The organism is Nocardioides sp. URHA0020, assembly GCF_000620705.1.
Lineage (GTDB): Bacteria > Actinomycetota > Actinomycetes > Propionibacteriales > Nocardioidaceae > Nocardioides.
The window spans coordinates 82,810-93,397 of sequence record NZ_KK211165.1; the positions used below are offsets into that span (position 1 = coordinate 82,810).

Genomic DNA, 10,588 nt, shown 5'->3' on the forward strand with positions numbered 1-10,588 from the left:
GGTGCTCAACTTCCTGCCTTGATGACCTTCTGGGGGGTGACGAGCTGCTCACCCTCGGCGGTGGGGTCCTTCAGCATCTTGGTGAGGGTGTCGACGTTCTGGGTCATGTCGTCGGCGAACTGGAGCGCGATCACGGCGTAGATGTCGCCGCTCTTGACCGCGGCGAGCGACTCCTCGTTGCCGCCCGTCTCCACCAGGCAGGGCAGCTCCTTGCCGGCCGCCTTGAAGGCGCCGATGGCACCGAGGGCGCCCTCGTCGTTCTGCCCGAAGACCGCGGTGACGTCCGGGTTGCCCTGGAGCGCGCTGCCGACGTCGGTCTGGGCGGTCTGGCGGTCGCTCACCTGCGTGGTCGCGACGATCGTGGCGTCGGGAGCGGTCTGGGCGAGGAACTTCTTCACCGCGCCCTCGTACTCCGCCTTGCCGGCGGTGCCGGCGGCGGACTCCTCGAACAGCACCTTGGCCTTGCCGTCCAGCTGCTCGTTGATGCAGTTGCCGAGCTCGGTGCCGGCGGCCTCGCCCTCGGCGGAGTAGTCGATGGTGGCGAAGGAGACGCCCGGCTGCATGCCGTCGAGGCCGTACGCCTCCGGCGTGCCGTTGACGACCATCGGGATGCCCTTGTCCTGGGCGAGCGGGATCAGCGACGCGGCGGCCTCGGGGGCGACCATGATCGCCCAGACGGCGTCGGCCTTGCCGGTCGAGATCGCGGTCTGCAGATCGGTCACCTGCTTCTGCGGGTCGAGGTTGGGGTCCTGGACGACGACGTCGTAGCCCTGGGACTTGCCGTATCCCTTGATGCCCTCGGACAGCTGCTGCATCGCGGGGATCTTCAGCGCCAGCGGCGAGAAGACCAGGGTCTTGCTGGAGTCCGAGCCCGAGCCCGTGTCCGCGCCGGCTGCCGGCTGGGTGCCGTCGCTGCCGCAGGCGGCGAGCGTCATCAGACTGCCGACAGCGAGGGCGGCGAGCGCCGCCCTGCTGCGCTTGGAGATGGGGTGCTGCATCGTCAACTCCTGGTTTCCGGGGCGGGTGGACTCCGCCTGTGGGTTCGGTCACAGGAGAACAGGTGACGCCGATCACCCGGAACCCCGATCGCAGTGATGCCAGGCATCGACGTCTGCGCTTTCCCGACCCGTCCCGGGCGCGCCTAGCGTGATGACGTCAGTCACATCACCACCCGTTCGAGGAGCACCAATGCCGTACGTCGTCAGCGCCACCTGGACCGCCGAAGCCGGGCAGGAGGGCGTCGTGCTCGACGCGATCGAGAAGCTCACCCCGCCGTCGCGCGAGGAGCCGGGCAACGTCTTCTACCAGGCCTACCGGGACGCGTCGGACCCCCTGGTCTTCCGTCTCTTCGAGATCTACGACGACGAGGCCGCGTACGCCGCGCACGGTGCGTCGGACCACTTCAAGCAGTACGCGCTCGAGCAGGCGATCCCGGTGCTCGCCAACCGCGAGCGGGCCTTCTACGAGACGATCGGCGGCTGATCCGTGCGTCTCGCCACCTTCCGTCGGCACGACGACGAGCCGCACCTGCGGCAGGTCGGGCTGGTGCTCGGGCAGGGTGACCACGTCCGCGTGCACCCCTTCGACGCCGGCTTCGACCTGGTCGAGCTGCTGGGCGAGTCGGCCGAGTGGCGAGACTCGCAGGCCGATGTCGCGGCCGCCGGGGACGGCCTCTCCCTCGACGAGATCGTGCTGCTGCCGCCGGTCTACCCGGTCGCGATGCGCGACTTCCTCACCTTCGAGGCGCACGTCGACGGCATGGAGCGCGGCCACGGCAACCCCGGCCCGCCGGCCGCCTGGTACGACGCGCCCGTCTTCCTCTTCATGGCCCCGCACGCGGTGACCGGGCCGTACGACGACGTCGCGATGCCGCCCGACACCGAGCGGCTGGACTTCGAGCTGGAGGTCGCGGCGATCGTGTGCCGCGACGTGCGCAACGCGACGCCCGAGGAGGCCCGGTCCGCCATCGGCGGCTACTGCGTGATGAACGACTGGTCCGCGCGCGACATCCAGGGCAAGGAGATGAGCCTCAAGCTCGGGCCCTCCAAGGGCAAGGACTTCGCGACCACCATCGGCCCCTGGGTCGTCACCGCCGACGAGCTCGACGACTGTCGCGACGCCGACGGGTTCCTCGACCTCCCGATGTCGGTGTCCGTCAACGGGGTCCGGATCGGCGAGGACCGCTCGGGCCACATGGGGTGGTCCTTCGAGCAGCTGGTCTCCCACGCGTCGCGGGCGTCGTGGGTCAAGGCCGGCGAGGTCCTTGCGTCCGGCACCTGCTCGGCCGGCTCGCTCGCGGAGTCGTGGGGGCGCACCGGTTCGCTGACCCCACCGCCGCTGCAGGTCGGCGACGTCGTCGAGATGACCATCGACCGACTCGGCACGATCCGCAACGCCGTCGCGGAGCCGGAGGAGTCGGTCGAGGCCGTCGCGCCCGCCCGTCGTCGGCCCCGGTTGGAGGCGTCGGCATGAGCACCGTGGTCACCCGCAACCCGGCCACCGGCGAGGAGCTGCGCCGCTACGCCGCGCACGACGAGGCCGGGGTCGAGGCGGCGCTCGTCGCCGTGCACGCGGCGTCGCAGGTGTGGGGCTCGACCGCGCTGCCGGAGCGCCTCGCGCTGCTGCGCGGCGTCGGCAAGCTCCTCAGCGAGCGCCGCGAGGAGTACGCCGCGCTGATCACCGCCGAGATGGGGAAGCCCCTGGCCGAGGCACTCGGCGAGGTCGACAAGTGCGCCTGGAACTGCGAGGTCGTCGCCGACCTCGCGCCCGGCTGGCTGGGCGACCACGAGATCGAGTCGGCGGCGTCGCGGTCGTGGCTGTCGTACGAGCCGGTCGGCGTCGTCTTCGCCGTGATGCCCTGGAACTTCCCCTTCTGGCAGGTGCTGCGCTTCGCCTCGGCCGCCCTCGCGGCCGGCAACGCCGCGTTACTCAAGCACAGCCCGGACGTCACCGGGTGCGCCCTGGCGATCGAGGACCTCTTCGCCGACGCCGGCGCACCGGAGGGGCTCTTCCGCTCCCTGGTCGTCGCCGCCGAGGACGTGCCCTCGGTCTCGCGCCGGGTCGTCGAGGATCCGCGGATCGCCGCCGTCACCCTCACCGGCAGCGAGCGCGCCGGCTCGTCGATCGCATCGGTCGCGGGCGCGGCGATCAAGAAGTCGGTCCTCGAGCTCGGTGGCTCCGACCCCTTCGTGGTGCTCGCCGACGCGGACGTCCCGCTGGCCGCCGCCACGGCCGTGCGGGCCCGCTTCACCAATACCGGCCAGAGCTGCGTGTGCGCCAAGCGGTTCATCGTGCACGAGGACGTCGCCGACGAGTTCGTCGAGCGGTTCGTCGACGGCGTCGCCATGCTGCAGGTCGGCGACCCGACCGAGCCGGCCACCACGATCGGCCCGATGGCGCGCGCCGACCTGCGCGACGGCGTCGTGCGCCAGGTCGAGGCGAGCCTCGCCGAGGGTGCCCGGCTGGTCGTCGGCGGCAGCGCCATCGACGGACCCGGCTGCTACATGGAGCCGACCGTCCTCGTGGGGGTCGAGCCGGCGATGACCGCCTTCGTCGAGGAGACCTTCGGCCCGGTCGCGACGATCACCCGCGCCCGCGACGACGACCACGCCGTCGAGCTCGCCAACGCGACGACCTTCGGGCTCGGCGCGTCGGTGTGGGGCACGCCGGAGCACGCCGTCGCCGTCGGTCGCCGGGTCCGCTCGGGTGCGCTCTTCGTCAACGCCATGGTGGCCTCCGACCCGCGGCTGCCCTTCGGCGGCACCGGTCGCAGCGGCTACGGCCGCGAGCTGTCGGCCGAGGGGGTTCGCGAGTTCACCAACGTGCGGACGATGGTCGTGGCGTGATGCGCCTGGACCACGTCGGGCTCACCGTCGCCGACCTCGACGCGATGAGCGCCTGGTACTGCCAGCACCTCGACCTCGCGATCGAGTTCGAGTTCACCCTCGACCACGTCGACCTCCGGGGCGCCATGCTGCGCTCGCCCGTCGGCTGGCGCCTCGAGCTCCTGAGCCGCTCCGGCAACGAGCCCGGCCTCCGGGCCGCCGACCCGGTCGAGGCGGCGCTCACCCGCGGCTACGGCCACGTCGCCCTCGACGTCCCCGATGTCGACGCGGCGTACGACGCCCTCCTCGCCGCCGACGCCGGCGACCGGATGTCGCCGCGCCCCTCGCCCGAGCCGGGTGTGCGGATGGCGTACGTCGCCGACCCCGAGGGCAACCTGCTCGAGCTGCTCGACCGGACGTCGGCCGGACCTGTCACCCGCGGGGTCGCCCGATGACGCGGCGCCTGGAGGGCAAGATCGCGCTGATCACCGGTGTCGGGGGCGGCATGGGCGTCGCCGCGGCCCGGCGGTTCGCGGCCGAGGGCGCGCGCGTCGTGGGCTGCGACCTGGACAAGGACGGGGCCGCGCGCACCGAGGAGCTGGTGCGCTCGCAGGGTGGCGAGATCACCGTGATGGACGACGTCGACCTCGGGGACGCGACCGCCGCCCGCGAGTGGGTCGACGCCGCGGTCGCGACGTACGACGGCATCGACGTCCTCTACAACAACGCCTCGACCCAGCGCTTCGGCGCCGTCGACGAGCTCAGCGTCGAGGACTGGGACTTCACCATGCGCAACGAGCTCGACCTCGTCTACTACACGGTGCGCGCGGCGTGGCCGCACCTCAAGGCGCACGGCGGCGGCTCGATCATCAACGTCGGCTCGATCGCGGCGCTGCGCGGCGTGGAGTTCATGGCGCAGAACGCGCACTCGACCGCCAAGGGCGGCGTGATCGCGCTGACCCTGCAGCTGGTCGTCGAGGGCGGGCCGCACGGCATCCGCGCCAACGTGATCAGCCCCGGCATGACCGAGACGCCGAACACCGCACCGCTGCTGGCCGACCCGCCGGAGCGGATGCGGCGCGTCGTCCTCGACCGGATCCCGCTCGGGCGGCACGGCCAGCCGGACGACGTCGTCAACGCGGCGGTCTTCCTCGCCTCCGACGAGTCCTCGTGGATCAGCGGCACCAACATCGTCATCGACGGCGGCGCGTCCGTCCTCGGCTAACCCAGCACGACTAGGAGAGAACAGCAGATGAGTCACCTCAACGAGCACGGCATCACCCACCTGCGCCACGTCGACCTGGCGGTCACCGACTTCGAGACCCAGCGGACCTTCTACAAGGACACCTGGGGCCTGAGCGAGATCGGCAAGGACGGCAACCTGTCGTACTTCGCGGCCGAGGGCTCGCCGGAGCAGTACATCATCCGGTTGCGCGAGTCCTCCGACAAGCGCCTCGACCTGATCTCCTTCGGCGCCACCGACACCGCCGCCGTCGACGCGCTGGCGCAGAAGCTCGGCACCCAGGGCATCCAGATCGTCACCGAGCCGGGAGCGCTGCAGACCGCCGGTGGCGGCTACGGCTTCCGGTTCTTCGACATCGACGGGCGCACCATCGAGGTCTCCGCCGACGTCGAGACCCGCGAGCACCGCGCGATCGAGGAGGGCGAGGCGATCCCCGTGCGCATCTCGCACGCGGTGATGAACTCCAACAACCCCAACGCCACCCGCGACTTCTACTCCGACGTCCTGGGCTTCAAGCTCTCGGACACGCTCTGGGGCGAGCACATGGGCGAGATGATGCACTTCATGCGGTGCAACGACTGGCACCACAGCCTGGCGATCGCCCGCGGCCCGCACACCTCGGTGCACCACGTGTCCTTTGAGATGCGCGGCCTGGACGAGTACATGCGCGGCACCGGTCGGGTCATGCGCGCCGGCATCAAGAAGATCTGGGGACCGGGCCGGCACAACGCCGGCAACAACACGTTCTCCTACTTCCTCGACCCGAGCGGCAACACGATGGAGTACACGACCGAGCTCGAGAAGATCGAGACCGACCCGTGGCACCCGAGCGTGTACGACATCGCCGACCCGATGACCCAGGACCAGTGGGGCACGGCGGACCCGATGTCGGAGATCATCGCGCGCGACTCCTTCAACGCCCCCGACAAGGGCGTCTTCGTCGCCCCGCCGGTCTGACCCGGCCACGGCGGCCCGACCGCCGTGCCCAACCCCGACCACCGTGCCCAACCCCGACCGCCGTGCCCAACCCCGACCGCCGTGCCCAACCCCGGTGGTTGAGGTGCGAAGGCCGCCAGGCCTGAGCCTCGAAACCACCCCGACGCAGACAGGAACCCATGAAGCTCGAAGGCAAGGTCGTCGTCGTCACCGGCGCGGCCCGCGGTCAGGGCGCGGCCGAGGTCGCCGCCCTGACCGAGGCCGGCGCGACGGTGGTCGCGACCGACGTGCTCCCGCTGGCGGGAAGGCAGCTCGACGTCACCGACCCGGGCGCGTGGGCGTCGCTGGCGGACTGGATCGAGACCGAGCACGGCGAGGTCCACGGCCTGGTCAACAACGCCGGAGTCGCCGCGCGCGAGCGGCTGCCCGACGTGACCCTCGAGACCTGGGACCGGACCTTCGCCATCAACGTGACCGGTCCGATGCTCGGGATCCAGGCGCTGGTCCCGCTGATGCGCCCGGGCGCGAGCATCGTCAACATCTGCTCCGTCGCAGCGGTGTCGGGCCACGCGGCGGCGGCGTACACCGCGTCGAAGTGGGCACTGCGCGGCCTCACCCGCTCGGCCTCGCTCGAGCTCGGGTCGACGCGCGGGATCCGGGTCAACGCCGTGATGCCGGGACTGGTCGACACCCCGCTGATGGCCTCGGCCTCGCCGGCGTTCACCGACGCGGCGCTCGCCGAGATCCCGCTGGGCCGGGTCGGCGAGGTGGCCGACATCGCCCCCACGGTCGTCTTCCTGATGTCCGACGACTCGGCGTACTACAACGGCGCCGAGCTCGTCATCGACGGTGGTCTCGTCGCCCACGGGTCCCACAAGGGCATCGCCGACGCGACCAGGCCGCCGGCGTGAGGGCCCTGTCATGAGACTCGCGAGCCTGCGCCACGGCGGCCGCACCGTCGGCGCCGTGGTCGAGGACGACACGGCGTACCTCCTGCCCGACGGCCGCTCCGTCGGCGACCTCGTCCAGCTCGGCCTCGAGCGCGCGCTCGAGATCGGCGCCACCGCACGCGGCGGGTCCGGGGTGCCGCTCGACCCGGCCGCTCTGGAGCTGCCGTACCGACCGGCGAGCGTGCGCGACTTCGTGACCTTCGAGAGCCACGTCGAGGGAGTGCGCCGCAGCGTCGACAACGCCAGCGGCGTACCGGAGGCTTGGTACGACGCGCCCACCTTCTACTTCACCAACCCCCATGCGCTGTACGGGCCCGGGGCCGCGATCCCGCGGCCGGCCACCTCCCGCGCGCTCGACTTCGAGCTGGAGGTCGGGGTGGTGCTCGGACGTGGCGGCTCGTCGCTGAGCGAGGCCGCGGCGGCCGACGCGGTCTTCGGCTATACGATCGTCAACGACTGGTCCGCGCGCGACCTGCAGTCCCGCGAGATGCAGGTCGGCCTGGGCCCGGCCAAGGGCAAGGACTTCGCGACGTCCGTCGGCCCGTGGATCGTGACCGCCGACGAGCTGACCTCGCTCGACCTGGACTGCCGGGTCTCGGTCAACGACGTGCACGTCGGTGGCGACCGGCTCTCCCACATGCACTGGACCTTCGCCGAGATGATCGCCTACGCGTCGCGCGACTCCGTCGTGCTGCCCGGCGACCTGCTGGCCTCCGGCACCACCGGAGGCGGTGGCTGCCTGGCCGAGCTGTGGGGTCGGCGCGGGGAGCGGACGCCCCCGCCGCTCGAACCCGGCGACGTCGTACGCATGGAGGTCGAGGGGATCGGGGTGCTGACGGGGTCGGTCGCCGAGTAGGCGTCAGCCGACCCAGGCCCGCAGCACGACCCCGTCCTGGTGCTCGAGGTTCATCCGGTCGTCGCGGTAGTCCATCGTCAACGGCGAGCCGGGGGAGTAGGCGCGCACCTCCCAGCCGGCGCCCGACACCACCTCGGTGGCCTCGTCGAGCGGACGCCCGGCCAGGTCGGCCAGGATCTCCTCGAGCTCGTCGGGCGGCAGCGGCACCTCGCCGCGGAGGTCGCCGAGCCCGCGGGCGACCAGCAGCCGTCCCGTCGTCAGCGCCCGCCAGGCTCCGCCGTCCCACGTGCGGCCGGCGCGCGGGTCGAGGGTGACCTCGATCTGGCGGGTCTCGCCGGCGGCGAGGTCGACGGTGGTCCAGCCGACCAGCCGGATCGGCTGGTCGTCCTCGGCCGGGTCCAGGTAGACCTGGACGACCTCACGGGAGTCGCGGGCCGAGACGTTCGTCAGGTCCACGCTCAGCGTCGAGCCGGACAGCGTGGCCTCGCCGTACTCCCAGTCGCCGTAGCCCAGGCCCTGCCCGAACCAGTACGCCGGCGCCGGGGCTCGCCGCGCGGCGTACCCGCGGTAGCCGACGTAGACGCCCTCCTCGTAGGCCAGCCGGCCGTCGGTCGGCACGACGTCCCACGCCGGGGACGCGCCGTCGGCGGCGGGGAAGGAGGTGACCAGCCGGCCCGCCGGCTCGATGTCGCCCAGCAGCGCGGCGGCCACCGCGTGCCCGCCCTCCTGCCCGGGCAGCCCGGCCCAGAGGATCGCGTCCACCTCGTCGGCCCACGGCATCAGCACCGGGGTGGCGGCGTTGACCACGACGACCGTACGGCGCGCCGCGGCCGCCACCGCCGACACGAGCTCGTCCTGGCGGCCGGGCAGCGCGAGCGTCGACTTGTCGAAGGCCTCGGTCTCCTGCTCCTCGGTGAGGCCGACGACCACCACGGCGACGTCGGCGGCGGAGGCGGCGGCCACGGCGTTCGCGATCGCCTCGTCGTCGGTGGGCGGGGTCGGCTCGGCGACCAGGCCGAGCCGGGCCCACCCGCCCAGGGTGAGGTCGGCGACCAGCTCGCGCGGCTCCGACAGCACCACGTCGGTCTGCCAGCCCGGCGGGCGCAGGAAGTCGCCGCCGATGTCGCTGGACTCGGAGTCGAGCGTGACCTCGTGGGTCGCCCCGTCGATGGTCACGGTCGCGGTCCCCACGCCGAGCACGCCGACGCGCATGGCGCCTGCGGGCACGAGCGCGGACAGCACCACGCGGGTCACCGGCTCCGGCAGCTCCTGGTCGGGCATGAACCCGACCGTCTTGGCCTCGGCCGAGATGGCGTCGGACAGCAGCGCACCCGAGTCGCCGTACAGCCGGACCCGCATGCTGAAGTCGCCCGCCCGGGCCCGCGCGCGCACGGCGACCCCGTCGACGACCGTGACGTCGTCGGTGGCGCCGACCAGGCCGTCGGCGATGCTCACCTCGTGCGGCGCCCGGACCGCGGCCGAGCCGCCGCCCATGCACGTGGTCTCCAGTGCCGGGCGACCGATCAGGGCGACCGACGCGCCCCGGGTCAGCGGGAGCACGCCGTCGTTGGCCAGCACCGTCATGCCCTCGGCGGCCAGGCGGGTCAGCTGCTCACGGCGTACGGCGCCGCCGGGCTCGGGCAGGTCCGTGCGCCAGGTGCGGGTCTCGTCGATTGCGCCGACGCGCGCCGCCAGCAGCAGCAGGCGGCGCAGGTGGTCGTCGATCACCGACTCCTCGACGTCGCCCGCCTCGACGGCGGCGACCAGCGCCGGCCCCCAGGGACCGGTCGGACCGGGCATCACCAGGTCGAGGCCGCCGTTGGCTGCCGGAGCGGCCGACCGGGTCGCGAACCAGTCCGACATCAGGAGCCCGCGCCAGCCCCACTCGCCCTTGAGGATCCCGTTGTTGACCGGTCCCTGCTCGGTGGCCGGGATGCCGTTGACGTCGTTGTAGGCCGCCATCACCGACCAGGGGTCGGCATCGTCGATCGCGATCTCGAACGGCAGTAGGTAGAGCTCCCGCAGGGTCCGCTCGTCCACGACGCTGTCGACGCCGTGCCGCTCGGTCTCCGCCTCGTTGGCGACCAGGTGCTTCACGCACGCGCCGATGCCCTGCGACTGCAGCCCGGAGACGTACGCCGCCGCCAGGCGGCCGGTCAGCAGCGGGTCCTCGGAGTAGGCCTCGAAGAGTCGGCCGCCCAGCGGGCTGCGGTGCAGGTTGACGGTTGGCCCGAGCACCACGTGGATGTGCTGGCGCTCGGCCTCCTCGGCGAGCAGCCGGCCGACCTCCTCGGCCGTCTCGGTGCGCCACGACGACGCGAGCAGCGTCGCGTTCGGGAAGAGCGAGGTCAGCGGTCCCCCGGTGAAGTCCAGCCCGCGCACCCCGGTCGGCCCGTCGCTGAAGGCCATCGGTGCGAGCCCGATCTCGTCCTCCCCGCGGAGGGTGAACATCGTGGCGCCGGTCAGCAGTCGGACCTTGCGGTCGAGCGGCAGTCGGGCCAGCCGCTGGTCGAGGGTTGCGTCGTCCATGTGACTCACCTTGCCAGCCCGAGGCGCCGAAACTCGTCACCAAGTGGGGCGAATCGGTGGTCGAGCAGCGAGGCCCGCCGGGGCCGAGCGTCGGACAGACCCTCTGGGGTGAGCGCGCCGTGGAGGCTGCGGGGGTGTCGGTGGTCGAGCAGGGAGGCCCGCCAGGGCCGAGCGTCGTCGAGACCCCCGGGCGTGAGCGCGCTGTGGAGGCTGCGGGGGTCTCGAGACAGGACTTCGTCCTTCCTCGACC

Annotated in this window: 10 protein-coding genes; 8 read left to right on the forward strand and 2 right to left on the reverse strand. The window is 72.5% G+C overall.

The genetic code is table 11. The annotated features are described in order from the left end of the window. Positions 1 to 5 precede the first annotated feature (5 nt). Complete coding sequence (locus N542_RS0103895; protein ID WP_028642811.1) at positions 6 to 998, reverse strand: sugar ABC transporter substrate-binding protein; 993 nt, start codon at positions 996 to 998, stop codon at positions 6 to 8. Between the two features lie 190 nt (positions 999 to 1,188). On the opposite strand from N542_RS0103895, the gene N542_RS0103900 reads away from it, so the two are divergent. The 8 genes from N542_RS0103900 to N542_RS23285 all read left to right on the forward strand — a co-directional run bounded on the left by N542_RS0103900 (position 1,189) and on the right by N542_RS23285 (position 7,809). Beyond that, complete coding sequence (locus N542_RS0103900; RefSeq protein ID WP_028642812.1) at positions 1,189 to 1,482, forward strand: putative quinol monooxygenase; 294 nt, start codon at positions 1,189 to 1,191, stop codon at positions 1,480 to 1,482. Positions 1,483 to 1,485: 3 nt separating this feature from the next. Continuing rightward, the gene (locus N542_RS0103905) at positions 1,486 to 2,472 is read left to right on the forward strand and encodes a fumarylacetoacetate hydrolase family protein (RefSeq protein WP_028642813.1); all 987 of its coding nucleotides are present in this window, start codon (positions 1,486 to 1,488) and stop codon (positions 2,470 to 2,472) included. Continuing rightward, positions 2,469 to 3,845: an NAD-dependent succinate-semialdehyde dehydrogenase gene (locus tag N542_RS0103910; RefSeq protein ID WP_028642814.1), complete on the forward strand. Its 1,377-nt coding sequence runs from the start codon at positions 2,469 to 2,471 to the stop codon at positions 3,843 to 3,845. The genes N542_RS0103905 and N542_RS0103910 overlap by 4 nt, the downstream gene beginning before the upstream one ends. Continuing rightward, positions 3,845 to 4,279, forward strand: coding sequence for a VOC family protein (locus N542_RS0103915; protein ID WP_036506302.1), 435 nt, complete (start codon positions 3,845 to 3,847; stop codon positions 4,277 to 4,279). Before N542_RS0103910 ends, N542_RS0103915 begins: the two co-directional genes overlap by 1 nt. Then, positions 4,276 to 5,049 (forward strand): SDR family NAD(P)-dependent oxidoreductase, encoded by a 774-nt coding sequence (locus N542_RS0103920; RefSeq protein WP_028642816.1) that lies wholly within the window; start codon positions 4,276 to 4,278, stop codon positions 5,047 to 5,049. The genes N542_RS0103915 and N542_RS0103920 overlap by 4 nt, the downstream gene beginning before the upstream one ends. 27 nt (positions 5,050 to 5,076) lie before the next feature. Continuing rightward, positions 5,077 to 6,024 carry a VOC family protein gene (locus N542_RS0103925; protein ID WP_028642817.1) on the forward strand — a complete coding sequence of 316 codons (948 nt, stop codon included), beginning with the start codon at positions 5,077 to 5,079 and terminating at the stop codon, positions 6,022 to 6,024. A 158-nt stretch (positions 6,025 to 6,182) separates the two neighbouring features. Then, entirely contained in the window at positions 6,183 to 6,914 is a 732-nt protein-coding gene (locus N542_RS0103930; RefSeq protein WP_028642818.1) for an SDR family NAD(P)-dependent oxidoreductase, read from the forward strand. 10 nt (positions 6,915 to 6,924) lie between these two features. After that, positions 6,925 to 7,809: a fumarylacetoacetate hydrolase family protein gene (locus N542_RS23285; RefSeq protein ID WP_036506305.1), complete on the forward strand. Its 885-nt coding sequence runs from the start codon at positions 6,925 to 6,927 to the stop codon at positions 7,807 to 7,809. A 3-nt stretch (positions 7,810 to 7,812) separates the two neighbouring features. Here the strand turns inward: N542_RS23285 and N542_RS23290 are convergent, their stop codons facing one another. Continuing rightward, the gene (locus tag N542_RS23290; protein ID WP_081795006.1) at positions 7,813 to 10,338 is read right to left on the reverse strand and encodes a beta-glucosidase family protein; all 2,526 of its coding nucleotides are present in this window, start codon (positions 10,336 to 10,338) and stop codon (positions 7,813 to 7,815) included. Positions 10,339 to 10,588: the final 250 nt, after the last annotated feature.

What these genes read in the sequence shown, in the direction of transcription:
- N542_RS0103895 (WP_028642811.1), bottom strand. Translation starts at nt 998, where the DNA reads ATGCAGCACCCCATCTCCAAGCGCAGCAGGGCGGCGCTCGCCGCCCTC.
- N542_RS0103900 (WP_028642812.1), top strand. Translation starts at nt 1,189, where the DNA reads ATGCCGTACGTCGTCAGCGCCACCTGGACCGCCGAAGCCGGGCAGGAG.
- N542_RS0103910 (WP_028642814.1), top strand. Translation starts at nt 2,469, where the DNA reads ATGAGCACCGTGGTCACCCGCAACCCGGCCACCGGCGAGGAGCTGCGC.
- N542_RS0103915 (WP_036506302.1), top strand. Translation starts at nt 3,845, where the DNA reads ATGCGCCTGGACCACGTCGGGCTCACCGTCGCCGACCTCGACGCGATG.
- N542_RS0103920 (WP_028642816.1), top strand. Translation starts at nt 4,276, where the DNA reads ATGACGCGGCGCCTGGAGGGCAAGATCGCGCTGATCACCGGTGTCGGG.
- N542_RS0103925 (WP_028642817.1), top strand. Translation starts at nt 5,077, where the DNA reads ATGAGTCACCTCAACGAGCACGGCATCACCCACCTGCGCCACGTCGAC.
- N542_RS0103930 (WP_028642818.1), top strand. Translation starts at nt 6,183, where the DNA reads ATGAAGCTCGAAGGCAAGGTCGTCGTCGTCACCGGCGCGGCCCGCGGT.
- N542_RS23285 (WP_036506305.1), top strand. Translation starts at nt 6,925, where the DNA reads ATGAGACTCGCGAGCCTGCGCCACGGCGGCCGCACCGTCGGCGCCGTG.
- N542_RS23290 (WP_081795006.1), bottom strand. Translation starts at nt 10,338, where the DNA reads ATGGACGACGCAACCCTCGACCAGCGGCTGGCCCGACTGCCGCTCGAC.